Genomic DNA, 25,163 nt, shown 5'->3' on the forward strand with positions numbered 1-25,163 from the left:
TTACCAGTTGGCGGGGAGATCGGGCGCGGGTTCGCCCGAGGGAACCGCCCGGTACTTCTTCAGAACCTGGCTCATGACCTTTTGAAAGATCGGAGCCGAGGCAGCAGATGAATTCATTTTAACAGGATCTGCGAGACTCACCGAAACGACATACTCTGCGTCGTCGGCCGGGGCGAATCCCGAGACCGATACCAGGTACCCCTTCGAGTACCCGCCGTTGCCGTCAGGCATCTGTGCGGTACCGGTCTTGGCCGCAACGCGATAACCCGGAATATTCCAGACATCCTTGAGCCAGGCCTTCTGGTACACCATTTCCAGCATTTCGGACGTCGCGTTGGCTGCAGAGGATGAGACCACCTGGGTTCCGGTGGCGTCCGGCTGCTCGGTGAGTGTTCCATCCGCCTGCTGGCAGCCGGCAACCAGCTGCACCGGCATCCGCACGCCGTTGTTGGCGATGGCCTGGTACACACTCGACATCTGGATGGCCGTTGTGGTGAGGCCCTGGCCGAACATGGTGGCGTAGTCGGTCTGGTTGTCCCAGTTCTCGCCATCCCAATCGTGCAGGATGCCGCTGTCCTCCGCGGGGAAGCCCGTTTCACTCGCTGTGCCGATCCCGAATTTGGTCATGTAGTTGTAGCGCTGTTCTGCGCTCAACTTCTCGCCGAACTTCGACATTCCGGTGTTTGACGACTCGATCAACACACCGGTCATCGTGAGATTCTCATCACCATGAATGGTGCTGTCGTTGATGTCGGCGCCGTTGGACGGAATATAGCGGTACGGCGCAACAATCTGGGAGAACGGGTCGGCCAGGCCTGCATCGATCACCGAAGCCGCTGTGAGTGCCTTGAACGTCGATCCCGGCTCGAACGACGCGCTGAACGCACGCGAACCGCGGTCTTCTGGGTCGGTGGTGGCCGAGACATCGTTCGGGTCGACAGACGGATAGTCGGCGACGGCAATCAGTTTTCCGGTCTTGACCTCCTGCACGACGACCGTTCCCCACTTCGCGCCCGTGGCGATGGCTTGCTCGGCCAGCGTCTGCTGCACGAAGTAGTTCAGGTCGGAATCGATCGTGGTGACCAGCGTGCCGCCGTCGACCGGCTGTTTGGTGGTGACACTGCTGTCGGGGATGCGCACTCCATCGCCGCCGCGCTCGTACGTCTCTTCACCGTTGGTGCTTGCAATGCAGGCATCGGAGCCGAGTTCAAGGCCAGCCTGTGCTTCGCCCTGTGCAGAGACGAAGCCGACGAGGTTGCCGGCCACTGCTCCGTTGGGATACACCCGGCTTGGACTCTTCTCGAAGTAGACCCACGGCACATCAAGTGCATCGAGCGCCTGGAATGCATCGACGTCGATGTTCTTGATCACGACCGCATAGTCGGACTTGGGGTTGTCGGCCAGCGCATCGGTGATGATGGCGACGATCGACTCGGCGCTCTGGCCCGTGATCGCACCGATCTCTGCTGCGGCATCCGCTACCGAAACCTGGATCTTCTTGCCCGAGTCGTCTTTTCGAGTGAATGGCTTTGAATTCTTCGGCGACAGCGTCACCGTGTAACGCATCACCGTGCCGGCCAGTACGACGCCGTTGGCGTCGACGATATCGCCGCGCGACCCGTAGATCACCTTCTCGATCGAGCGATTGCCCACTGAATCGGCAGTGAGGGTTTCTGCACGCACCACCTGGATATCGACGAGCTTCACCACGAAGATCACGATGATGATGAACAGGACAAGCATCGTGACCGTCAAGCGCCCCTTGGTCGACTTGCTTGCATTTACCGTGCCGTTGCTGGCCACAGATACGTCCTCACTAGCGACAATTCACCTGTTTATCCGGTTTCCCGGTCAATCTACCTACCTGGTTGTCGGGGCAGGCAGGCCGTTGGTCACGGCCGCCTGCGGTGGTGTTACGCCAGACGGTACCTGAGTCGCTGTCGCTTCAGGCGCGGCCACGCCGGTTTCCGGCGCTCCCGTAGCTGCCGTGCCGAGCAGTGGAGCCCCGACGAGCAGTGAGTTGGGCACCAGGCTTGTGTTGCCGCCGGCTGCAGTAGCGGATGCCGGAGCACCAAGCACGGCACCGTCGGAGAGACGCAGGTATACCGGGTTGGAGTTGGTGACCATGCCGAGTGACTCGGCGTTGGTGGCCAGGCTCTGCGGTGACGCGATACGCACGAGATCTTCGCTGACGCTTTCGGCGGCACGGCCCAGCTCGACCTGGCGATCCTGCAGGTTCGATACCTCATAGGCACCCTGCGAGATGCTGACACTCAAAAGCAGCTGGGCGACGATGATCGTACCCAGCGCACCCAGAGATGACAGTGCGTAGACGATGCGTGGCCTGGCACGTCGCTGGCTGCGCGAGGTGACGATCTCGATGTGGCGGCGTTCGGGAGCAGCGCCCTCGATCACGGGTTCAACAGGGCGCGGCTTACGGGCAGTCGCGCCGTCGACAATCATCGGAGTCACGCTCTGCGGCTGCCAGCTCGGTCGCGTGACCCTGGCGAGGTTGTCGGTCATTCGGCTCTCCGAATTCGTTCTGCTGCACGCAACCGCACCGGGGTCGCACGCGGGTTGCGGGCCTTTTCTTCTTCTGTGGCAAGCTCAGCGCCGCGAATCAGTAGTTTGAACAGCGGCTTGTGCTCAGGCAGCTCGACCGGCAGGCCGGCGGGTGCGCTTGAGCTTGAGGCTGCAGCGAACTGTTTCTTCACGATGCGGTCTTCAAGTGACTGGTACGCCATAACAACGATCCGACCGCCGACGGTGACGGCTTCCATCGCGGCAGGAATTGCGCGCTCCAGAACTGCGAGTTCCTGGTTGACCTCGATGCGAAGAGCCTGGAAAACCCGTTTGGCGGGGTGCCCCATTCGCTGGACTGCGACGGGCGTGACGGCCGTGATCACCTCAACGAGCTGGGCCGAACGCACGAACGGCTTCTCGTCACGCGCCTCGACAATCGCCTTGGCGTAGCGAGCTGAGAGTTTCTCTTCGCCGTACTCCTGGAAGATGCGGCGAAGTTCCTGCTCGCTGTAGTCGGCAAGGATTCGCTCGGCGGTGAGCTCGGACGTGTGGTCCATCCGCATGTCGAGCGGGGCATCCTTCGAATACGAGAAACCACGTTCGACGCGATCGAGCTGCATCGACGAAACACCGAGGTCGAAGAGGATGCCGTCGACCTCACTGATGCCGAGGCCGTTGAGGGCTTCGGTGATGCCGTCGTAGACAGTGTGTACCAGGCGCACTCGGCCGGCGAATGGTGCCAGGCGCTCTTCGGCGATGGCGAGGGCTTCGAGGTCGCGGTCGAGGCCGACCAGCGTGAGCTCGGGGAAGCGGGTCAGGAAGGCTTCGGCGTGGCCCGCCATTCCGAGAGTCGCGTCGACAAGAATTGCGCCCGGCTTCTGAAGTGCTGGGGCGAGCAATTCGATGCACCGCTCGAGCATTACCGGGGTGTGAATTTCGTTAATGGCCATAGTTACCGAGACGGCCCTGGGTCCTGATCCCCATCCATTCGACCTGCCACCGGGGAAGTGTGTCAGGGAAGTGAACGGCTGGGAGTCAGGCACCAGGGATTAGAAAAGTCCCGGAATCACCTCCTCCGTCGTGTTCGCGAACGAGGTTTCCTGTTCGGTCAAGTAGTTGTCCCAGGCTTCGCTGTCCCAGATTTCAACCCGGCTGCCTGCACCGATAACGGTGAGGTCGCGGTCAAGTCCTGCGTATGCACGCAGGTTGGCCGGGATGGTTACGCGGTTCTGCTTGTCGGGCGTCTCATCTGATGCGCCAGAGAGAAAGACACGCAGGTAGTCACGGGCCTGCTTGCTGGTGACAGGTGCCTGGCGGATCTTGTCGTGCAGCGACTCGAACTCGCGTGTGCTGAACACATAAACACAGTGCTCCTGCCCACGGGTCATGACGACCCCCGTTGCGAGCTCATCCCTGAATTTGGCCGGCAGGATGATTCGTCCCTTGTCGTCGAGCTTGGGGGCATAGGTCCCGAGGAACATTCATCACCCCTTTTCTTCCGGCCAAGGTTAGGTGTTACTCCACTTTACTCCACAATGCACCACCAAACAATGAAATTCGGTCATATTTGGAGAAAAGTTCCCAAACTTCCCTTGAAAATACGGGCCATCAGCCGGTGGAGGGAAATGGAGGGTCCGGGGAGCAAATCGCTCGATTTTTGGCATGAAAAAAGGGCCGATCCGAAGATCGGCCCTTACAGGTGTTCAGCCGGCGTTGCCCGGCGAGCGGTTGAAGCTCGTAGCTGCGTGGAGGCTAGTGGGTGCCATCCTGGCGATTGTCCCAGCGATCGTTTAGTCGATCCATGAAGCCGCCGTGCTTCTGGTGTGGCTTCGGTGCGCGCGGGCTACCCGCTGCGCCCTTGGCGAAGTGTCGCGTCGACTTCGACGGAGACAGGGCCACGAGTACTCCAGTGAACATTACGGCGAAGCCGACGATGCCCAGCCAGAGCATCTGCAGTGCAACTCCAGCGATGAGTCCGCAGATACCTGCAACAGCAAGAAGAATTCCTAATGCAATCGACCGATAGTTGGGTCGAAGGCGCGTTGCTCCGACCGTCGCCACAAAGTCAGCGTCGTTGTGATAGAGGCTGCGCTCCATCTCATCAAGGAGTCGCTGCTCCTGTTCGGAAAGCGGCATCTCATTCCCTCCAATTACGGGATCGAGCGGGTTAGGTTCCAAGTCTAGTGTGCCTACGTTAGCTAGGCTAGGCACGTGGCTGAAAGCAATCGTCTGGTCGATCTGGTTCAATCTCGCATCGACGAATTCCTGTTTGTCCGTGCTCCAATTGTGTCCTCGATAAGCCCGGATTTACGTCCTCTTATCGACTTCTCACGGCAGTTTCTCAGGGGTGGCAAGCGCTTCCGGGCGCAGTTCTGCTACTGGGGTGCGCAGAGCGTCGTTTCAGCGGGATCTTCGATAGAAAACCGGGACGGAGAGGTGGTCTCCCCCGGGCTTTCGGCGACGGTCTCCGCGGCCAGTTCACTCGAGGTTTTCCATGCTGCTGCGCTTGTGCACGACGACATCATCGACAATTCGGACACCCGCCGGGGTGCAGCATCCGCTCACAAGCTCTTCGAGAGCCTGCATGCTGAGAGCGGATGGGCCGGCGACCCCGTCGACTTCGGACGAGCATCGGCGATTCTGCTCGGCGATCTGATGCTCGGCTGGAGCGATGAGCTTCTCGACGAAGGCCTCGCCCAGGCGCATGACCAGGCAGCAGCACGCCGAGCCCGTATCGAGTTCAACCGGATGCGTACAGAGGTGACGGCCGGCCAGTATCTCGACATCCTCGAGGAACGCGCCTGGCTCACTCAGCCCGAGGACGAGCTGCTCGACCGTGCCATGCGGGTCATCGTCTACAAATCTGCGAAGTACAGCATCCAGGCTCCGCTCGTGATCGGTGCTGCCCTGGCCGGCGGCACCGATGACCAGCTCGACGCCCTACGTGCGTTCGGACTGCCGCTCGGTATCGCCTATCAGCTCCGCGATGACGTACTCGGGGTGTTCGGTGACGCTGAAGTCACCGGGAAGCCGAGCGGTGACGACCTGCGAGAGGGCAAGCGCACTGTATTGATCGCGCTGGCACGGCAGGCGTTGTCAGAGTCGGATCGGAACGAATTGGATCGCCTGCTCGGCGACCCACTGCTCACCGCTGATCAGATCAAGGGGCTCCAGCAGAACATCCGCGCCAGTGGCGCGGTAGAGAAGGTCGAAGAGCGCATCACTGCATGTGTCGACGAGGCAGTCGCCACGCTCGATGATTGCCCCCTCGACGATTCAGCCAGACGCCAGCTCATCGCGTTGACCCAGAAGGTCACGGCCAGGGCGAGCTGAGCGCACGGCTCTGCGTCGTCAACAACGATGGGCCTGCCCGATCACTGATCAGGCAGGCCCATCGGCGCGAGTGAAGCTGGTGGTTAGGCCAGGGCCTGGGCTACGCGTCGAACTTCAGCCTTGCGGCCAGCCTTGAGCGCCTTGATCGGCGCGACACCGAGGCTGTCATCGACCTCAAGCAGCCACTGCATGGCTTGCTCGTCGTCGAAACCGTCGTCAGCCAGCACGAACAAGGTTCCGCGGAGTTCGGTCAACGGCATCTCGCCGTCGATGAAGTCATCCGGGACCTTCAACACACCGTCGCGACGTACCGCGAGCAGGTGCTTATCTTCAATTAGTCGTCGAACCCGCCCCTGGGCGAGGCCGAGTCGCTCTACAAGATCGGGAATGGTCAGCCATGCATATTCTGAAAAAGCGTCGGTCACGTGTTAAAGACTGCCATGTCACACCACACTCTCCAACCACATTCAGGTGTTTCGATCCTGTTAACTATTTTCACATCTGTCACACTGGTTGACTCGTGTGTTAATCCATGTCAGCGTTGATCAGGCACACGCCACAGGAGGGGGCACCATGTTGCCATTTAGACAGCATGAATCAAGCGATGTAAATGCACCGCGGACGTTCTCAGCGCGCACCCGCAGCCTTCTCGTTGCCGTTCCCGTCGTTCTGGTCAGCACCATCGCCATCACGCTCAATCTCGCGTCTCCCACGTATGCCCAGACGGTCGGCAAGCGCACACTCAAGGCCAAGAGCACCCAGCCGGAATCAACGACAGCACCAACTGCCACCACGTCAACGGCGAACAGCTCGACGGCCTCCCTCGCTCCTGCGCAGTACATCGTTGTGGATGGCGACACCGTCAGCGGAATCGCCAGTCGCTTCGGCCTGTCAACCGCCGGCATCCTGGCCCTCAACGGCCTCGGCTGGTCCGCCACAATTTTTCCTGGTCAGATGCTCACGCTCAGCTCTGATTCCAGCGGCGTGGTCACCTCGGCACCCCAGGCACCGGTTTCGGCAGAGATCACCCGCTACGTCGTAGCCAGCGGCGACACCATTAGCGGCATCGCCGGATCCCACGGCATCTCGACGGATGCCGTGCTCTCAGCCAACGGCCTCGACCGTGCGAGCGTGATCTACCCGGGACAGTCCCTGTCGATCCCGGATGCAAGCGCATCCACTTCAACCAGCCAGGCGCCAGCGGCGGCTGCATCAGCGACCAGCCAGTACACGATCGTCAGCGGTGACACCATCGCCCACGTTGCAGAGCGTGCCGGAGTGTCTGTGCAGGCCGTTCTCGATGCTAATCAGCTGGGCTGGTCAAGCATCATCTACCCCGGCCAAGTGCTCACCTTGCCCGCAACGGGCAGCGTTGTGGCCGCCCAGGTGCCGACTGCCCCGTCTGCTTCGGCATCCGCTTCAGTGGTCACCATGCTGACTCCCGAGATGCGCCGCAACGCGGAGCTCATCGTCTCGATCGGCCGGAGTGCCGGGGTGAGTGACTACGGGCTCGTCATTGCTCTTGCGGCCGCAGCGCAGGAATCTGGGCTCGTGAACGTCAACTACGGAGATCGCGATTCGCTTGGCCTGTTCCAGCAGCGACCGAGTGCCGGATGGGGCAGCGCCGCTCAGGTACTCGACCCTGTGCACTCCACCCTGGCTTTCTTCGGCGGAGCCGGAAACCCGAACACCGGCATCACTCGCGGACTGCTTGATATTCCCAATTGGGAATCTATGACGGTAACGGAAGCCGCACAGGCTGTGCAGATCTCGGCGCACCCGAACCACTACGCAAAGTGGGAAATTTCAGCCCGCGCCTGGCTCGTTGATCTCAACTAGGTCACGTCTGTGACTCAAAGCGCGTCCTTTCGGGGTGTTATCAGGGTGAAGGCCCTGCCCATCTCTAGAATCAACGAGTGACCGAAACTTCGAGCGACCCCATGATCGGCCGTCTGATTGACGGCCGGTACCAGGTGCGCTCTCGCATCGCCAGGGGCGGAATGGCAACGGTCTATCTGGCCACCGACCTGCGCCTTGAGCGTCGCGTCGCCATCAAGATCATGCACGGCCACCTCGCAGACGACAACGCGTTCAAGAGCAGGTTCGTCCAGGAGGCCCGTTCGGCAGCTCGCCTCGCGCACCCCAACGTGGTCAATGTCTTCGATCAGGGCCAGGACGCCGATATGGCGTACATGGTGATGGAGTACCTGCCGGGAATCACCCTGCGCGACCTGCTGAAGGACTACGGCAAGCTCACGCCTGAGCAGACCATCGACATCCTGAAGGCCGTGCTCAGCGGCCTGGCTGCTGCACACAAGGCCGGAATCGTCCACCGCGACCTGAAGCCAGAGAACGTGCTCCTGGCCGATGATGGTCGAATCAAGCTCGGCGACTTCGGCCTCGCCAGAGCGGCCAGCAACAACACGGCCACGGGTCAGGCACTGCTCGGCACGATTGCCTACCTGTCCCCCGAACTCGTCACGCGTGGCATCGCCGATGCCCGCAGCGACATCTATGCCCTCGGAATCATGACCTACGAGATGCTCACCGGCGAGCAACCGTATGTGGGCGAGGCACCCATGCAGATCGCGTACCAGCACGCGAACGACTCGGTTCCGATGCCGAGCAGCAAAGTACCGTCGACCCCGCGAGAACTTGACGAACTCGTGCTCTGGGCTACCGCGCGCGATCCCGAAGAGCGCCCCAGGGACGCCCGCGTCATGCTTGAGCAGCTTCAGGACATCGAAGGCATTGTTCGCCTGGGATCAACAGACGCAACCGCCAGCGCGACGATGGTGATGCCGAGCACGCTGCCTCCCGCGTTGGCCGACGCCGAGACCCAGGTCTTCGGAGCCAAGGCGTTGGTATCCCCCGCAGCCACGGTGAAAGCCCAGACCGGAGATGCTCTCCCCGAGAGCGCCGACCAATTGGCGGCAACCGCGACAAAGCGCAAGCGCAGAGGTTACTGGCTTTTCGCACTCATCATCCTGATCGCCGGTGTCGCAGGAGGGGCTGGCTGGTACTTCGGTGCCGGCCCCGGCTCCCAGGTTCAGATGCCCAACCTCGTCTCTGCGACACCTGACGATGCAACAGCTCAACTCAAGGAGCTCGGGCTCACCGCCGAACTGGGGACCGAGTACAGCCTCGAGATTCCGCAGGGGCTTGTCTCCAGCACCAGGCCGGGCGAGAACGTGCGCGTGGCCAAGGGCAGCACCGTGAGCGTCCTGGTCTCGCAGGGCGCACGGCCCATCACGTTGCCTGTACTCGCCGGCGCAAACGAGGCGGATGCCACGAAGGCGATTACCGACGCAAAGGCGATCGCCAAGACATCTGATCAGATGTTCAGCGACGATGTACCCGCCGGAGTCGTCATTTCAGCCACCCGCGAAGGCGATGGCGCCGACCTGTCCCAGGGCGGCGATGCACTCGAGGGACAGACGATCGACCTGGTCATCTCGCTCGGTCCGGTTCCTGATGTCACAGGCATGTCGTTGTCCAGCGCCAAGTCGACGCTCGAAGATGCCGGCCTTGTCGGCGTAGAGGGCGAAAACACCTACAGTGACGACGTCCCAGAGGGCAACGTCATCGCGGTTACGCCGACATCCGATGGTCCGATTCGCAAGGGCAGTACGCTGTCTTTGACGATCTCTCGCGGCCCGGAACCTGTGCTGATTCCGGACGTCGTTGGCAAGGCGTGGTCTGAGGCTAAGCCAATCCTTGAAGACGCGGGATTGAAGCTTGACTACAACCTGTTTGCTGATGCGGCTCCCGGGCTGTTCTCCGTGACTACGGTGACGCCGAGTTCGGGGACCACTGTGCCCAAGGGCTCGACGGTGAAGGTCAACTTCTTCAGCTGATCTGCCGAGCCTTCAGCGAGCACGTGGCGGTGAAGCTGAAGTCATCGCCGACGCTGTATCCACGTGCGGATTCAGCCGACGAGTCTCGTACTGCGTCGCGCTCAGTGAATGCCGCAACGTACAAACCCCGGCCGCAGAGCACGAATGCTTGCGACCGGGGTCGTGTGGTGGAACGTGGTGTGTTTAGCGCGCTGCGAGCTCTTCAGCTACGAGGAACGCCAGCTCAAGCGACTGCATGTGGTTCAGGCGCGGGTCGCACAGCGACTCGTAGCGCGTCGCGAGTGCCGCCTCGTCGATGTGCTCTGATCCGCCGAGGCATTCGGTGACGTCGTCACCGGTGAGCTCGACGTGGATGCCACCCGGGTGCGTACCGACTGCGCGGTGCGCCTCGAAGAAGCCCTTGACCTCGTCGACCACATCGTCGAAACGACGGGTCTTGTAGCCGGTGGGGGTCGTCACGCCGTTGCCGTGCATCGGGTCTGTGACCCAGAGCGGCAGAGCGTCGCTTGCCTTGACCGCCTCAAGAAGCGGCGGCAGGGCATCCCTGATCTTGCCTGCACCCATGCGGGTGATGAACGTCAGGCGTCCTGGCTCGCGGTTCGGGTCGAGCACGTCGATCAAACGCAGCATGTCGTCTGTCGACGTCGTCGGTCCGAGCTTGACACCGATGGGGTTACGCACGCGCGACAGGAAGTCGACGTGCGCGCCATCGAGCTCACGAGTACGCTCGCCGATCCAGATGAAGTGCGCCGAGGTGTTGTACGGCGTTCCGGTACGCGAATCGATCCGCGTCATGGGGCGCTCGTAGTCCATCAGCAGACCTTCGTGGCCGGTGTAGAACTCGGTGCGCTTGAGCGCTTCGAAGTCTGCACCGCACGCGATCATGAACTTGATCGCCCTGTCGATCTCTTTGGCCAGCTTTTCGTAGCGCTGATTGGCCGGGTTGGCCGCGAAGCCCTGGTTCCAGCTGTGCACCTGGCGGAGGTCCGCGAAGCCACCCTGCGTGAACGCACGGATGAGATTCAGCGTGGACGCCGCGGTGTGGTAACCCTTGACCAGGCGCGAGGGGTCGGCCTGGCGGGATTCGGGTGTGAAGTCGTATCCGTTGACGATGTCGCCACGGTATGCAGGCAGGGTGACATCCCCGCGGGTTTCGAAGTCGCTTGAACGCGGCTTGGCGAATTGCCCGGCCATGCGTCCCATCTTGATGACGGGCATCGAGGCGCCGTATGTGAGCACGACGGCCATCTGCAGCACTGTCTTGACCCTGTTGCGAATCTGGTCTGCATTTGCGCCGCTGAACGTCTCTGCACAATCGCCACCCTGGAGAAGGAAAGCCTCGCCACGCGCGGCTTCGGCCAGGCGATCGCGCAGGATGTCTACTTCACCGGCGAAAACGAGAGGAGGAAGCGTTGACAGCTCAGCGGATGCCGCAGCAACTGCGTCTGCATCCGGCCATGAGGGCTGCTGCTTCGTCTCCAGCGTGCGCCAATAGTCCAGTCCAGCGATCACAGATTCATCTGCCAATACAACTGGTTCGGTGCCGTCTACCACTGGACTATTCCTGTTTTCTCTGTGTCATCGCAGAGTTGCGATGGATGAATGGAAATATCGCGCCAAGCTCACTCTCGTGAATTCAACTGTCGCAGTTTAGCGCGAAAGGCTGGCGCGCTTTTCTTTGACGGATGTCGCATAGACATCCAGATACTCCTGGCCGCTGAGGTGCTGCAACTCATACATGAGTTCGTCGGTTATGGAGCGCAACACGAAGCGGTCGCCTTCCATTCCTTCAAAACGGCTGAAGTCGAGCGGGTCGCCGAAGACGATGCCGATCCGGCGCACCTTCGGGATCCGGGTGCCTGTCGGCATCGCTTTCTCTGTGTCGATCATGGCGACGGGAACGATGGGAACGCCGGCCTCGAGCACCATGCGGGCAACGCCGGTGCGGCCGCGGTACATCTTGGCATCCGGGCTTCTGGTGCCTTCCGGATAGATACCGAGCACGCCACCCTCACCAAGAACCCGGAGTCCGGTGTTCAACGAATCTTCAGAAGCCTTGCCGCCTGATCTGTCGATGGGCAGCTGACCGGTTGCCTTGAAGAACTGGCGCGTCGCCCACCCCTTCAGGCCTTTTCCGGTGAAGTACTCGCTCTTGGCCAAAAAGACCACTCGCCGTGGAACGACGAGCGGAAGAAAAATGGAATCGATGAACGACAAGTGATTACTCGCCAGAATCACCCCGCCAGTTTTCGGAATCTTGTCGAGACCCTTAATCCAGGGCCGGAAGATCGCGAGCACGATCGGACCGACCACAATGTTCTTCATGATCCAATAGAACATTGCGTCTCCTTCCTGCTCTAGCTCGAATCAGCCTACTGCGCCGTCGCGCCCCTGCCGTTATGCGAGGCCCGGTGTGGTCAGGTTCAGGGCGTGTTGACGAGCGAGGTCAGCTGCGCCGACAACTCCGGCATCGTTGACGAGTTCTGCGATCGCGAACGAGGCTTCAGGGTGGTAACCACGGGCAGGCAGGTGATCAAGATATGCGGCACGGATGGGATCGAGCAGCAGGTCCCCCGCCTGGGCAACCCCGCCGCCGAACACGAAGACCTGAGGGTCGAGCACAGCGCCGAGGCTTGCACACGCAGCTCCGAGTGATGAGCCGAGCTGACGGAGGGCCGCCAGGGCTCCCCCATCGCCCTCGATGATCAGGTCGCTCACGTCATGACCGGTCAGCGCGCCCTTCTGGCGGCGTACTTGAGCCAGTCGCAGTCCGACTCCGCCTGCGTCTGCGAGCTCGTTGGAAATGCGAAGCAGCGCACGGCCGGAGCCGTACTGCTCGATGCACCCGCGGGCGCCACAGCCACAGGGCAGACCGTCGGGAACGACGCGCATGTGACCGAGCTCGGCCCCGGCGCCGAAGCCACCGCGGAACAGTCGGTCATTCGACACGATCGCACCGCCGACACCTGTACCGATAGTCAGCGTCACCATGTCGCTATACGTGCGGCCTGCTCCGAAGCGAAATTCGGCCCATCCGGCTGCGTTCGCATCATTCTCAATGATGATCGGAAGGTCAAGGCGTGCCTCAAGCTTGTCGCGGAACGGCTCGTTGCGCCAGCTGATGTTGGGTGCGTAATACACCGTCGACTGGGCGGCATCGATAAATCCAGCGGCCGCAACACCAGCACCGATGACGTCGGCACCGGCGCTCAGACCCGAGATCATCGCAACGACTGCATCCTCGATCTCTTGTGGGTCGGATGCCGAAGTCGGCGTGCGGTCGGACTTGACGATGTTTCCGTGCTCATCGACCAAGGCTCCCGCGATCTTGGTACCACCGATATCGATCCCAATGGCGTGCACAAGCAGCACCTTTCATGTGGAGGAGGTTTGTAAGGTGAGGGCCCGGCGTTGAAAAAGCAACGGGCGCTACCCTCTAGAGTGTAGTAAACCAGTTCGCCGTCGGGCGATCCGCGCATGGCCCACAGCATCAAGGCCAGGCGATGACTGCCCATCCGGTACCAAAGGAGTTGCCGTGAAAGAATTCGTCACGCCCGCAGTCGTACCTGCACGACCACAGGCCAACGTCACAGATCTGTTGGTGGAGCGTCTCGCGGCGACCCCCGACCTCGTATTGTTCTCGCTAGCCACGAAAGAAGGCGGCTGGTCCCCCGTGACCACCGCCGAGTTCCACACTCAGGTCGTCGCGCTGGCTAAAGGCCTCGTCGCATCGGGGATCCAGCCGGGCGACAAGATCGGCCTGATCTGCAAGACCCGCTACGAGTGGACCCTGATCGACTTCGCGACCTGGTTCGCCGGCGCGATCCTGGTTCCGGTCTATGAGACCAGCTCACCCAGCCAGGTGAAGTGGATCCTGGGCGACTCAGGTGCCGGAGCACTCATCGTTGAGTCTCCTGACCAGTTCGCGCGCTTCGACGAGGTGCGCCCCGACCTTCCGGGCGTCGCGCAGGTCTGGCAGATTCACTTGAACGACCTCGACAAGCTCGCCGCACTCGGCGTCGATGTTCCGGATGCCGAAATCGAGCGCCGTCGTAACCTCGCTGTCGCCAGCGACATGGCGACCCTCATCTACACCTCGGGTTCGACCGGCAAGCCCAAAGGCTGTGTACTCACGCACGCGAACTTCTTCGAGACCAGCCGCAACGCCGGCGTCGCCCTGAGAGAGGTGCTCGAAGACAAGAACGGCGCATCCACGCTGCTGTTCATCACGCTTGCCCACGTCTTCGCGCGATTCATCGCGGTGCTCTGCGTCGACAATGGCGTTCGGGTCGGCCACCAGGCAGACACGAGCAAGCTGCTGCCTTCGCTCGGCAGCTTCAAGCCGACGTTCCTGCTGGCTGTCCCTCGCGTGTTCGAGAAGGTCTACAACTCAGCAGAGCAGAAGGCTGAAGGCGGCGGTAAGGGCAAGATCTTCCGCGCAGCTGCCGAGATAGCTGTGCAACACTCCCAGCTTGTTGAGAGCGGCAAGCCGGTACCGATCGGCATGAAGATCAAGTTCGCGCTGTTTGACCGACTCGTCTACAGCAAGCTGCGCACTGCCATGGGCGGCAACGTGCGATACGCGGTCTCTGGCTCTGCGCCCCTCGGCGCTCGTCTCGGCCACTTCTTCCACAGCCTCGGCATCGTCATCCTCGAGGGCTACGGCCTCACGGAGACGACTGCTCCCGCCACGGTGAACCTGGCCACCAAGGCCAAGATCGGTACAGTCGGCCCGCCGCTGCCCGGCGTGGGCGTGCGTGTGCTCGATGACGGCGAGATCGAGGTGAAGGGTGTCAACGTATTCAAGGAGTACTGGAACAACCCGGAGGCCACTGCTGAGGTGTTCAACGACGGCTGGTTCCGCACCGGCGACCTCGGCGACTTCGACAACGATGGATTCCTCACCATCACCGGCCGCAAGAAAGAGATCATCGTCACGGCCGGCGGTAAGAATGTCTCGCCGGCGCAGCTCGAAGACCCCATCAGGTCAAACCCGCTCATCGGCCAGGTCGTCGTCGTCGGCGACCAGAAGCCGTTCATCTCTGCGCTGATCACCCTTGACTCCGACATGCTACCGGTCTGGCTGAACAACAACGGTGAGGATGCCGCAATGGGCATTGTTGCAGCGGCCACCAACGTCGCGGTCATCGCCGAGGTGCAGCGCGCGATCGACCGGGCCAACGAAGGTGTGTCCCGCGCCGAATCAATCCGCAAGTTCGTCATCCTGACGACCGAGTTCACTGAAGACAGCGGACACCTGACACCCAAGCTCAGCATCAAGCGCAACATCATCGTGCGTGATTTTGCTGGCGAGATCGAAGGCCTCTACGTCGGAGCTCCGGCCACCGAGGGGTTCTCCATCCGCGGATAGCGGTTTAACGGCACCATGACTGAAGGCGGCATCCGAGTATGGATGCCGCCTTCACTCTGTTCAGACCGGAGTGACGCTAGATCACCGGGGTCAGAACCAGTTGGACTCCCGAACTTCCTTCATCGCTGCCCTGCGGTTCTCCTTGTCGAGTCGATCCAGATACAGCAGCCCGTCGAGGTGATCGGTCTCGTGTTGCAGGGCCTGAGCCATCAGCTCGTGTCCTGACAGCTCGATCGGGTTGCCATCGAGGTCGATGCCGGTAACACGGGCGAACGGGTATCGCTTGACCGGATACCAGAGGCCGGGAACCGACAGGCAGCCCTCGTCGACGAGCTCGGGTTCACCCGACAGCTCAACGATCACGGGATTCAGGATGTAGCCGACTTCTCCATCGACGTTGTAGCTGAAGGCGCGCAGGTTCACACCAATCTGGGAGGCAGCGACTCCGGCCCTGCCCGGAAGCTGCACACTGTCAACCAGATCGGCGACGAGTGCGCGCACTCGATCGTCGATCGTGCTGATCGGGTCTGAAACTGTTTTGAGAACGGGATCGCCGAAGAGACGAATCGGGCGTTCGGGCACGGTGAGCTCCCTGGGTATCGGGTGTGGGCTGGACAAGGCGCGGCGCCAGAAATCGGACCGCGCCGGGGTAATGCTGGTGCGGCGCCTAGACGGTGCGGTCGGCCGGCAGGCCCTCGACGACGAGTGCAGCCAGCGTGCGGGACGCCAGCTTCGTGATCGGCTGGAGGTCCTGGTATGACACGACGCTGCCTGCAGCGAGCTGCGGGTCATATGGAATCCGCACGATCTCACGCACGCGTGAACGGAAGTGCGACTCGATCTCTTCGAGTTTGACCAGGTTGGTGCCCTGCGTCGCGGTGTTGAGCGCAACGATCGCGTTGCGAACCAGGTCGCCATATCCGTTCGCTTCGAGCCAGGTCAGCGTTTCGGAGGCCAGCCTGGCCTCGTCAACGCTGCCGCCTGACACGATAACGATCGAGTCTGCACGCTGAAGAGTTGCACGCATCACAGAGTGCACGATCCCGGTGCCACAGTCGGTGAGCACGATTGAATAGAACCGGGCCGCGAGATCGGCCACGACGTTGTAGTCGTTCTCGTCGAATGCTTCGGAGAGCATCGGGTCGGTGTCTGACGCCAGGATGTCAAGGCGGGTCACATCGCGAGAGACCAAAGCCGAGAAGTCGGTAAAACCACCGATCGATGGTGCCTTGGTGACCACGTCGCGCACGGTTGACCTGGTCTGCTTCGGAACGCGCTCAGACAGGGTGCCGCGGTCGGGGTTGGCGTCGACGGCAATGATGCGGTCTTCGCGCGCATCGGCAAGCGCCATGCCGAGCAGCGTGGTGACGGTGGTCTTGCCGACGCCACCCTTGCGGGTAAGGATCGGGACGAAGCGGGCTCCGCCCTCGAACTGCTTCTGAATGCGCGCATCCATCTCTTTCTGCGCGCGTACCTTGGCGGAGTCGCCCAGGTTGATCACGTGGAAGGTCACGTTGTAGACGAATCGGTTCCAGCCGCCGTGCGGTGGGCGACGCGTACGACGATTGACCTCGAGCAGCCTGTCTGAGGTGAGCATCGAAGCGGGTTCCGGCGTATCGGCGCTCTCGGTACGAACGCGATCGCGCCTCGGATACGAACCGCCGTCATCGGCAGCCGATACAGACGTTGATGTCGTCTCGCGAGACGAGGTTGCTGTTCGCTCGACCCGTGGGCTCGGCGTGCTGATCTCGATCGTGTGGGTCGCCGGGTGCGATGGCTGGGTCGTCGCTGCAGCTGACGCTGCGGACTCAACAGCTGCAGATCGCCCGGTAGACCTGATTGCCGAAGCCGATACGACACCTGCGCGGTCGTCGCTTGATCGGCCACGCGAGGTGACAGCACTCCGGGGAGCCGGAACGTCGATCGGGACGCTCAGGCTCTCCGGGAGGGCTGCAGCAAGATTCTCGAAGCTGTGTGGTGGCAGTTCGCTGTGGTACTCGTCGCCAGGAACTGCGCGTGATTCAGACGTGAGCAGCGAAGCTGTGCTCTCGTCGTCTTTGGGTTTTTCTGACAACAGACCAAACTCCTCGTCGGTGCACCCACTTTGGGGAGCGCAACTAAGACTAGCGCGGACTCACAACCAGCAGCAGGTCTCCTGCATCAACCTGTTGAGTCTTCGGGATGGCGACACGCTCGATCACACCGGCGATCGGGGTGGTGATCGCAGCTTCCATCTTCATCGCTTCGATGGATGCCACGGTTTGCCCGGCTTCGACGACAGTGCCTTCCTCGACCTGCAGCGTCACGACACCGGAGAACGGTGCAGCGATCTGACCTGGACGATTGGCATCGGCCTTCTCGGCGATCTTGGCTTCGACGGCGATGCTGCGGTCACGCACGAACACGGGGCGGAGCTGGCCGTTCAGGATTGTCATGACGGTACGCATGCCCTTGTCATCGGCTTCACCGATGGCCTCGAGACCGGCGTAGAGGCGCACACCCTTGTCGATTTCAACGACGTGCTCCTGGCCCTGCTTGAGCCCGTAGAGGTAGTCGACGGTGTCAAGCGTCGAGAGGTCTCCGAAGAGCTCCCTGATCTGCTCGAACTGGCGGGTAGGAGCCGGGAACAAGAGGTGGTTGAGCATTGAACGGCGCGAGGCGCTGTCACTGTTCAGCGCTGCACGTTCGCTCTCGGTGATCTCGGTGATACCCGTGCGCACTGTGCGTCCGGCGAGGACCTTGGTGCGGAAGGGTTCTGGCCAGCCACCGGGAAGGTCGCCCAGTTCGCCAGCCATGAAGCCGACAACCGAGTCAGGAACGTCGTAGTTCTGCGGGTTCTCCTCGAAGTCTGCCGGGTCGGCCTTGACTGCAGCGAGGTAGAGCGCGAGGTCTCCGACGACCTTCGATGACGGCGTTACCTTCGGAATCCGGCCGAGGATGGTGTTCGCGGCGGCATACATGTCCTCGATCAGCTCGAAGTGGTCTTCGAGGCCGAGAGCAACAGCCTGCGTGCGCAGGTTTGACAGCTGTCCACCGGGAATCTCGTGGGTGTAAACGCGACCCGTCGGGCCGACGAGGCCAGACTCGAACGGGCGGTAGACCAGGCGAACTGCCTCCCAATACGGCTCAAGGTCTGCAACGTTCTTCAGCGAGATTCCGGTGTCGCGCTCGGTGTGTGCCAGGGCAGCGACGAGAGCGGATGCCGACGGCTGGCTGGTGGTGCCTGCCATCGATGCGCTTGCGACGTCAACAGCATCCGCGCCTGCACGCGATGCGGCAAGGAGCGTGGCCAGCTGGCCACCGGCCGTGTCGTGCGTGTGCACGTGCACCGGCAGGTCGAAGTTCTCCCTGAACGCAGTGACGAGCTTTTCGGCAGCTGCCGGACGAAGCAGTCCTGCCATGTCCTTGATCGCCAGGATGTGCGCGCCTGAATCGACGATCTGCTCAGCGAGGCGCAGGTAATAGTCGAGCGTGTACAGGTCTTCGGCCGGGTCGAGCAGGTCGCCCGTGTAGCAGACGGCCACTTCAGCCAGCGTGGTGCCGGTCGCCAGCACAGCATCGATGGCAGGACGCATCTGGGAAACGTCGTTCAGGGCGTCGAAGATACGGAAGATGTCAACACCGGTTGCGGCGGCCTCACGGACGAAGGCATCGGTCACCTCTGTCGGATATGGGGTGTATCCGACGGTGTTGCGACCGCGCAGCAGCATCTGGATGTTGATGTTGGGCAGCGCCTCACGAAGGGCTGCGAGGCGGTCCCACGGGTCTTCGCCGAGGAAGCGCAGCGCGACGTCGTACGTTGCACCGCCCCAGGCCTCGACGGAGAGCAGCTCCGGCGTCATCCTCGCCACATAGGGCGCGACGGCAACCAGGTCCTTGGTGCGAACGCGGGTGGCCAGCAGCGACTGGTGTGCATCACGGAAGGTGGTGTCTGTAACGGCAAGCGGTGTCTGGGCACGCAGTGCGTCAGCGAAGCCCTTAGGGCCAAGCTCGAGGAGTCGCTGGCGCGAACCGGCAGGGGCCGGCTGAGCCAGGTCGATCTTCGGAAGCTTGTCGGCCGGGTTCACCGTGGTGACGGGTGCGCCATTCGGCTGGTTGACAGTGACATCGGCCAACCAGTTGAGGATCTTGGTCCCGCGGTCTTTGGATGCACGACCCTTGAGTAGCTCAGGGCGCTCGTCGATGAATGAGGTGCTCAGGTTGCCTGCGGCAAAGTCGGGGTCGTCAAGCACAGCCTGCAGGAACGGGATGTTCGTGGAGACACCACGAATACGGAACTCGGCCAGGGCGCGGCGGGAACGGGTGACAGCAGCCTCGAAGTCGCGGCCGCGGCAGGTGAGCTTGGCCAGCATCGAGTCGAAGTGCGGGCTGATCTGCGCGCCGGGGTTGATCGTTCCGCCATCGAGGCGGATGCCGGCACCACCCGGAGAGCGGTACGTGGTGATCTTGCCCGTGTCAGGGCGGAATCCTGCGGTCGGGTCTTCGGTCGTGATGCGGCACTGAAGCGCTGCGCCGCGCAGCTTGATCTTGTCCTGGGTGAGGCCGAGATCTTCAAGCGTCTCGCCCGCCGCGATGCGGATCTGAGACTGTACGAGGTCGACATCCGTCACTTCTTCTGTGACGGTGTGCTCGACCTGGATACGCGGGTTCATCTCAATGAACACGTGCTCTCCTGCACGCTCACCGGCAGTGTCGAGCAGGAACTCGACGGTGCCGGCGTTGACGTAGCCGATCGAGCGGGCGAAGGCGACGGCATCCTTGTACAGGCGCTGGCGCACAGTCTCGTCGAGGTTCGGTGCCGGAGCGATCTCGATGACCTTCTGGTGACGGCGCTGCACTGAGCAGTCACGCTCGAACAGGTGAACCGTCTCGCCCGTGGCGTCAGCGAGGATCTGCACCTCGATGTGACGCGGACGGAGCACAGCCTGCTCGAGGAACATGGTGGCGTCGCCGAAAGCACTCTTGGCTTCACGCATCGCTTCTTCGAGGGAGCCACGCAGGTCGTCCTTGGAGTTGACGCGACGCATGCCGCGTCCGCCACCACCAGCGACTGCCTTAGCGAAGATGGGGAAGCCGATCTCGTCCGCCTGGCTGATCAGCAGGTCGACGTCGAGCGACGGAGGCGTCGACTTCAGCACGGGAACGCCTGCTGCGATGGCATATTCCTTCGCGGTGACCTTGTTGCCGGCCATTTCGAGCACGCTCTTGCCTGGACCAATGAAGGTGATGCCTGCTGCGGCAGCGGCTTCAGCCAGCTCGGGGTTCTCAGAGAGGAACCCGTAACCGGGGTAGATCGCGTCTGCACCTGACTCGACGGCGACGCGGATGATCTCGCTCACGTCGAGGTACGCGCGAACCGGGTGGCCGGGCTCGCCAATCTGATAGGCCTCATCAGCCTTCAGCCTGTGCAGGGAATTGCGGTCTTCATAGGGGAAGACAGCGACAGTCTTTGCGCCCAGCTCATAGGCAGCGCGGAACGCGCGAATCGCGATTTCTCCACGGTTGGCGACAAGAATCTTGGTGAACATTCAGACCTTTCGAGCGTGGTGCGGCACACAGCTAACGGTTAGGTTCTCTCAGCCTAGTGAAGGTAACGTAACTGTTTGTGCACGTACTCAGCGTTAGCTCCCTCAAGGGAGGCGTAGGAAAGACCACGGTGACCCTTGGTCTGGCTTCTGCTGCCTTCGCCCGCGGTGTCAGAACCCTGGTCGTCGACCTCGATCCCCAGTCGGACGTGTCGACAGGCATGGATATTCAGGTCGCCGGTCACCTCAATGTTGCGGACGTACTCGCTTCTCCCAAGGAGAAGACGGTACGTGCTGCAATCGCCCCAAGTGGGTGGACGAAGGGGCGGTCGGGCACGATCGATGTGATGATCGGCAGCCCGTCTGCGATTAACTTCGACGGCCCACACCCGAGCATCCGGGATATTTGGAAGCTTGAAGAAGCGCTCTCGACAGTTGAAAAGGAATACGACCTCGTTCTTATTGACTGCGCCCCGTCTCTGAACGCCCTGACGCGCACTGCGTGGGCCGCCAGCGACCGTGTGACGGTCGTGACGGAGCCCGGCCTCTTCTCCGTCGCAGCTGCCGACAGGGCGCTGCGTGCGATCGAGGAGATTCGCCGTGGGCTGAGCCCGCGCCTTCAGCCACTCGGCATTATCGTCAACCGTGCACGCACCGCTTCACTCGAGCACCAGTTCCGTATCAAGGAACTGCGTGACATGTTCGGCCCGCTCGTGCTCAGCCCGCAATTGCCCGAGCGTACGTCGCTACAGCAGGCGCAGGGCGCAGCAAAGCCGCTGCACATCTGGCCAGGCGACAGCGCCCAGGAAATGGCGCGCTACTTCGATCAGCTGCTCGACCGTGTACTGCGGACGGCTCGCATCGGCGAGTATGCCGAACAGCAGGAAGACGCCCGCTAACCCGACGCGTAACAATTCGACATGGAGCCGACTCGGCCCCTCATCTACCGGTCAGAGAACCGCTCCAGCCCATCGGGTTGGAGCGGTTTTTTCGCATGCGGCTGCCAACACAGCCGTCGACCGACGCAGAAGGCGGAGTATCGGGTTCGCTAGGAGATCTTGCGGGCAGTACGACGCACGGCGAGCTCGTCCGCCTGGTCGATCGCCTGGGTGTTAATTTCGACAAGGCTGTTCTCTACCTCGCGCAGTACCTTGCCGACGGCAATTCCAAAGACACCCTGTCCGCGACTCACGAGATCGATGACCTCGTCGTTGGACGTGCAGAGGTAGACGCTGGCGCCGTCGCTCATGAGCGTGGTCTGGGCCAGGTCGTTGACGCCTGACTCACGCAGCTGGTTGACAGCGGTGCGGATCTGCTGGAGAGAGATTCCGGTGTCGAGCAGACGCTTGACAAGCTTCAGCACCAGGATGTCGCGGAAGCCGTAAAGACGCTGCGAGCCGGAGCCGGCTGCGCCGCGAACCGTCGGTTCGACGAGTTCGGTACGAGCCCAGTAGTCCAGCTGGCGGTAGCTGATGCCAGCGGCTCGAGCGGCCACTGCACCCCGATATCCCGAGTTCTCGTCGAGCTCAGGAAGGCCATCAGTGAAGAGCAGTCCGAGGCCGTATCGCGAGGCATCGTCTCGTGGTTTGAGTTCACTCATTCGATTGCCTCTCGGGGGATTGTCTGCGACGTTACCGCGTCGCAGTGTCCACGGTACAGAGGGCAGTGGCCCTGATCAACGACATTCGCACTATCGCGTCGGCGTGTCGAAATCAAGGGGTGGGTGCCGCGGGCACCGACGAGGCGCTCATCGCAGTCTCAGTGTACGTCGCGGTTCCTCGGAAGGGCTGGAGAGCGCCGACATCGAGCAGACTTACGAAGTAAGACGCGACAGAGCGGAGCGAATGAGGCTGCTTCTGACCACTTCGAGCTGACCGGCGATTTCGATCGCGGTTTCGTGGGCCTTCGCTCTGCTCGACGAATCCTTGCGTCGAGCAACTGGCACGAGAGCACTCTCGATGAGGCCAAGCTCGCGTTCTGCCGCTCCCCGGAATCCCCTGAGGTGCCGGGGTTCGATGCCGCTGCGCTGCAATTCAACGAGTGACTTGAGTACATTCAGTGCATCTTCGCTGTAGTGCTCTGCCGGCAGGATAATCGATGCCGTGATTGCGTCGTGCAGCAGCGTTGCGGATGCCGAAGCCTCATGCAGAAGTTCGTCCCTGGTCAGGCGACGGGCTGCGGAGAGCATCGATGGGCCTGGTGCTCCCCCGCCTGGCAGCGTCGGGTTGAGGCCGGCGTCGAGGTCATCAAGGTAGCTGCGGATAACCTTCAACGGCAAATAGTGGTCACGCTGCATCGACAGGATCAACCGCAGCCGGTCAACGTCACCCGAACAGAACTTGCGGTAGCCCGACTGGGTTCTCGCCGGAGAAACCAGACCCTGCTCCTCGAGGAAGCGAAGCTTCGATGGCGTGAGCTCTGGAAACTCAGGAGACAATCTGGCCAGTACTTGACCGATGCTGAAAAGCGGCGCCGCGCCCAGGCCACTCGCCCTGGCGGAGGACGACGCCGACACTAGCTGCTCGCCACGTGCGCGAGATCGAGCCGCGAGGCGTAGAAGGTGAGGCGGAATTTTCCGACCTGCACCTCGGCACCGTCAGCCAGCAGCGCGCTATCGATGCGCACTCCGTCGAAGTATGTGCCGTTCAGGGAATTGAGGTCTTTGACCTCGAACGCGGTTCCGAAACGCAGGAACTCAGCATGGCGACGGGAGACGGTCACATCATCGAGGAAGATGTCAGCGTCTGGGTGTCGACCCACAGTGGTCACATCTGCATCAAGCAGGAATCGAGCACCGGAGTTCGGGCCACGCCGAACAACCAGCAAGGCGGAACCGGACGGCAGTGCCGCAATGGCTTCCTGCTCTTCTGCGGTCACATCGCCATCGATCGCCGCAAGCTGCGCAGCGAACTCCTGACTGAAGTTCAGGGTCGTATCGGTCGCACCCGAGGAGTGCTCGGGCGCCAACGTGCGCTCGGGTTCGTTTTTCTCTTCGGAATCAGCCACCGTAAAACCTCCTAGATGTCCAGCGTATCGGAAACGGAGGGCGCCTGAACCCGCGGAATGCGAATCACCCTCGCTGTTTCGATCGCGTAGATAATGCCTGCCCACCAGTACAAAAAGGCTCCCCAGAGCGCAAACGCCCAACCGAGTGGCTCTGACCACCACGACAGCACGGGGAATGCCTCACCCAGCATGATCATCGGGAGCGCGTAAAACAGGCAGAATGTTGCGACCTTGCCTAGTTGATGCACCGGCAATGGCCCGAACCCGTGGTTCGCCAACACTATTCCGAGCACGAGCAGACAAACGTCTCGACCCACGATGATCAGAACGATCCACCAGGGAACCAGATCGCGCCAGGCGAGCCCGATCAGTGCGGCAAAGATGTAGAGGCGGTCTGCAGCCGGATCAAGGAGCTGCCCGAGCCGACTGACCTGGTTGAGCGATCTGGCCAGAAAACCGTCGAGGAAATCTGTGATGCTCGAAATGATCAGGATGACGAGCGCCCAGAGGTCTTCGCCCTGAATCAGGAGGGTCAAAAAGACCGGCACAAGCAGAAGACGCGCGAAACTCAGCAGGTTGGGAATCGTGAACACCCGACCGCTGACCTCTTGCGCCGCTGAATCTGTCACACGTCAACACTAGCGACGCGATCGGACGCTCACGATTCATCGGTCAGAAACTACGCTGATGAGGCGTCTTTTCTATTTGATCTCGCTGCACTTTTCTTCTTGCCCGCCCTGCTGCGCTCGACGCTTCGTTGCAGCGCTTCCATGAGGTCGAGGACTTCACCGCCAGCCTGTCCCTCGTCGCCCTCCCCCAGCGTGCGCGCTGTCTCGAGTACATCGCCGTGCGCTAGCTTGTCTTCGATGAGCGCTTTGAGCTGAACCTGATAGTCGTCAGTGAACTTCTCTGGCTCGAAGTCTGCCGCGAATGATTCAACGAGAGCAGCCGACAGTTCGAGCTCGCGGTCAGAGATCTTCACCTTCTCATTGAGAGCAGGGAAGTCGGCTTCACGCACCTCGTCGTCCCACAACAAGGACTGCAGCATCAAGACGTTGTCGCGCACGCGAAGCGCTCCGAGCCTGGTCTTTTGCCGCAGCGCGAAACGCACGATCGCCGTGCGGTCAGTGGATTCCAGCGTCTCCCTGAGCAGGGCATATGCCTTGGACGATGAGCCGTCGGGTTCCAGGTAGTAGCTGCGCTCGAACATGATCGGGTCGAGCTGATCGTTGGGTACGAACTCAACGACATCGATTTCCCTGCTGCGCTCAGCGGGGAGCGCCTTCAGGTCGTCTGCGGTGATCACGACAGTTTGTTCGCCATCGTCGTACGCCTTGTCGATGTGCTCGTATGGCACGATGCGGCCGCAGACGTCGCATCGGCGCTGGTATTTGATGCGCCCGCCGTCTTCGTCATGCACCTGGTGCAGCGCGACGTCGTGGTCTTCAGTTGCGGTGTATACCTTCACCGGAACGTTGACCAGTCCGAAGGTGATCGCACCTTTCCAGATCGATCTCATTCATCAAGTACACACCCGGGCAGCCATCA

22 protein-coding genes are annotated in these 25,163 nt (G+C 61.7%); 5 read left to right on the plus strand and 17 right to left on the minus strand.

What is annotated here, in order from left to right; all coding sequences use genetic code 11:
* The 5 genes from ACMT3I_RS06980 to ACMT3I_RS07000 all read right to left on the minus strand — a co-directional run bounded on the left by ACMT3I_RS06980 (nt 1) and on the right by ACMT3I_RS07000 (nt 4,659).
* Nucleotides 1-1,803 (minus strand): peptidoglycan D,D-transpeptidase FtsI family protein, encoded by a 1,803-nt coding sequence (locus ACMT3I_RS06980; RefSeq protein WP_414803744.1) that lies wholly within the window; start codon nt 1,801-1,803, stop codon nt 1-3.
* A gap of 57 nt (nt 1,804-1,860) precedes the next feature.
* The gene (locus ACMT3I_RS06985; RefSeq protein ID WP_414803745.1) at nt 1,861-2,523 is read right to left on the minus strand and encodes a hypothetical protein; all 663 of its coding nucleotides are present in this window, start codon (nt 2,521-2,523) and stop codon (nt 1,861-1,863) included.
* Nucleotides 2,520-3,473 carry a 16S rRNA (cytosine(1402)-N(4))-methyltransferase RsmH gene (rsmH, locus tag ACMT3I_RS06990; RefSeq protein WP_414803746.1) on the minus strand — a complete coding sequence of 318 codons (954 nt, stop codon included), beginning with the start codon at nt 3,471-3,473 and terminating at the stop codon, nt 2,520-2,522. Before rsmH ends, ACMT3I_RS06985 begins: the two co-directional genes overlap by 4 nt.
* Nucleotides 3,474-3,572: 99 nt before the next feature.
* A complete protein-coding gene (mraZ, locus tag ACMT3I_RS06995; RefSeq protein ID WP_414803747.1) occupies nt 3,573-4,004 on the minus strand; it encodes a division/cell wall cluster transcriptional repressor MraZ in 432 nt (143 codons plus the stop codon).
* Nucleotides 4,005-4,275: 271 nt separating this feature from the next.
* Nucleotides 4,276-4,659: a DUF3040 domain-containing protein gene (locus ACMT3I_RS07000; RefSeq protein ID WP_414803748.1), complete on the minus strand. Its 384-nt coding sequence runs from the start codon at nt 4,657-4,659 to the stop codon at nt 4,276-4,278.
* A gap of 75 nt (nt 4,660-4,734) precedes the next feature.
* Between ACMT3I_RS07000 and ACMT3I_RS07005 the strand changes: the two genes are divergently transcribed.
* Nucleotides 4,735-5,856 (plus strand): polyprenyl synthetase family protein, encoded by a 1,122-nt coding sequence (locus tag ACMT3I_RS07005; RefSeq protein WP_414803749.1) that lies wholly within the window; start codon nt 4,735-4,737, stop codon nt 5,854-5,856.
* Nucleotides 5,857-5,939: 83 nt separating this feature from the next.
* Here the strand turns inward: ACMT3I_RS07005 and ACMT3I_RS07010 are convergent, their stop codons facing one another.
* The gene (locus ACMT3I_RS07010) at nt 5,940-6,281 is read right to left on the minus strand and encodes an Rv2175c family DNA-binding protein (RefSeq protein WP_414803750.1); all 342 of its coding nucleotides are present in this window, start codon (nt 6,279-6,281) and stop codon (nt 5,940-5,942) included.
* A 148-nt stretch (nt 6,282-6,429) separates the two neighbouring features.
* Here ACMT3I_RS07010 and ACMT3I_RS07015 point away from each other — a divergent pair, with 148 nt between their 5' ends.
* Both ACMT3I_RS07015 and pknB read left to right on the plus strand, forming a co-directional pair.
* A complete protein-coding gene (locus ACMT3I_RS07015; RefSeq protein WP_414803751.1) occupies nt 6,430-7,695 on the plus strand; it encodes a LysM peptidoglycan-binding domain-containing protein in 1,266 nt (421 codons plus the stop codon).
* 77 nt (nt 7,696-7,772) lie between these two features.
* The gene (gene pknB / locus ACMT3I_RS07020; RefSeq protein ID WP_414803752.1) at nt 7,773-9,713 is read left to right on the plus strand and encodes a Stk1 family PASTA domain-containing Ser/Thr kinase; all 1,941 of its coding nucleotides are present in this window, start codon (nt 7,773-7,775) and stop codon (nt 9,711-9,713) included.
* A gap of 183 nt (nt 9,714-9,896) precedes the next feature.
* On the opposite strand, the gene ACMT3I_RS07025 is transcribed toward pknB, so the two are convergent.
* The 3 genes from ACMT3I_RS07025 to ACMT3I_RS07035 all read right to left on the minus strand — a co-directional run bounded on the left by ACMT3I_RS07025 (nt 9,897) and on the right by ACMT3I_RS07035 (nt 13,076).
* On the minus strand, nt 9,897-11,225 hold the full coding sequence (locus ACMT3I_RS07025) for a class II 3-deoxy-7-phosphoheptulonate synthase (RefSeq protein WP_414804030.1): 1,329 nt from the start codon (nt 11,223-11,225) through the stop codon (nt 9,897-9,899).
* A gap of 138 nt (nt 11,226-11,363) precedes the next feature.
* Complete coding sequence (locus ACMT3I_RS07030) at nt 11,364-12,053, minus strand: lysophospholipid acyltransferase family protein (RefSeq protein WP_414803753.1); 690 nt, start codon at nt 12,051-12,053, stop codon at nt 11,364-11,366.
* 57 nt (nt 12,054-12,110) lie between these two features.
* Nucleotides 12,111-13,076: an ROK family glucokinase gene (locus ACMT3I_RS07035; protein ID WP_414803754.1), complete on the minus strand. Its 966-nt coding sequence runs from the start codon at nt 13,074-13,076 to the stop codon at nt 12,111-12,113.
* A 172-nt stretch (nt 13,077-13,248) separates the two neighbouring features.
* Between ACMT3I_RS07035 and ACMT3I_RS07040 the strand changes: the two genes are divergently transcribed.
* The gene (locus tag ACMT3I_RS07040; RefSeq protein WP_414803755.1) at nt 13,249-15,084 is read left to right on the plus strand and encodes an AMP-dependent synthetase/ligase; all 1,836 of its coding nucleotides are present in this window, start codon (nt 13,249-13,251) and stop codon (nt 15,082-15,084) included.
* 90 nt (nt 15,085-15,174) lie between these two features.
* Here ACMT3I_RS07040 and def read toward each other — a convergent pair whose 3' ends face one another.
* From def to ACMT3I_RS07055, 3 genes are all read right to left on the minus strand, one after another.
* Complete coding sequence (gene def, locus ACMT3I_RS07045) at nt 15,175-15,666, minus strand: peptide deformylase (RefSeq protein ID WP_414803756.1); 492 nt, start codon at nt 15,664-15,666, stop codon at nt 15,175-15,177.
* Between the two features lie 85 nt (nt 15,667-15,751).
* Nucleotides 15,752-17,158, minus strand: a complete 1,407-nt coding sequence (locus tag ACMT3I_RS07050) for a MinD/ParA family ATP-binding protein (protein ID WP_414803757.1) — start codon at nt 17,156-17,158, stop codon at nt 15,752-15,754.
* 49 nt (nt 17,159-17,207) lie between these two features.
* On the minus strand, nt 17,208-20,612 hold the full coding sequence (locus ACMT3I_RS07055) for a pyruvate carboxylase (protein WP_414803758.1): 3,405 nt from the start codon (nt 20,610-20,612) through the stop codon (nt 17,208-17,210).
* A gap of 77 nt (nt 20,613-20,689) precedes the next feature.
* On the opposite strand from ACMT3I_RS07055, the gene ACMT3I_RS07060 reads away from it, so the two are divergent.
* On the plus strand, nt 20,690-21,508 hold the full coding sequence (locus tag ACMT3I_RS07060) for a ParA family protein (protein ID WP_414803759.1): 819 nt from the start codon (nt 20,690-20,692) through the stop codon (nt 21,506-21,508).
* Nucleotides 21,509-21,657: 149 nt separating this feature from the next.
* Here the strand turns inward: ACMT3I_RS07060 and ACMT3I_RS07065 are convergent, their stop codons facing one another.
* The 5 genes from ACMT3I_RS07065 to ACMT3I_RS07085 form a co-directional block, all read right to left on the minus strand.
* Nucleotides 21,658-22,209 (minus strand): MerR family transcriptional regulator, encoded by a 552-nt coding sequence (locus tag ACMT3I_RS07065; protein WP_414803760.1) that lies wholly within the window; start codon nt 22,207-22,209, stop codon nt 21,658-21,660.
* Nucleotides 22,210-22,422: 213 nt separating this feature from the next.
* Nucleotides 22,423-23,124 carry a MerR family transcriptional regulator gene (locus ACMT3I_RS07070; RefSeq protein WP_414803761.1) on the minus strand — a complete coding sequence of 234 codons (702 nt, stop codon included), beginning with the start codon at nt 23,122-23,124 and terminating at the stop codon, nt 22,423-22,425.
* A complete protein-coding gene (locus ACMT3I_RS07075; RefSeq protein ID WP_414804031.1) occupies nt 23,124-23,576 on the minus strand; it encodes an FHA domain-containing protein in 453 nt (150 codons plus the stop codon). Before ACMT3I_RS07075 ends, ACMT3I_RS07070 begins: the two co-directional genes overlap by 1 nt.
* Before the next feature lie 50 nt (nt 23,577-23,626).
* A complete protein-coding gene (locus tag ACMT3I_RS07080; protein WP_414803762.1) occupies nt 23,627-24,244 on the minus strand; it encodes a CDP-alcohol phosphatidyltransferase family protein in 618 nt (205 codons plus the stop codon).
* 50 nt (nt 24,245-24,294) lie between these two features.
* Entirely contained in the window at nt 24,295-25,134 is an 840-nt protein-coding gene (locus ACMT3I_RS07085; RefSeq protein WP_414803763.1) for a Ku protein, read from the minus strand.
* Nucleotides 25,135-25,163: the final 29 nt, after the last annotated feature.

The organism is Leifsonia sp. A12D58 (assembly GCF_047530025.1).
Taxonomy (GTDB): Bacteria; Actinomycetota; Actinomycetes; order Actinomycetales; family Microbacteriaceae; genus Cryobacterium.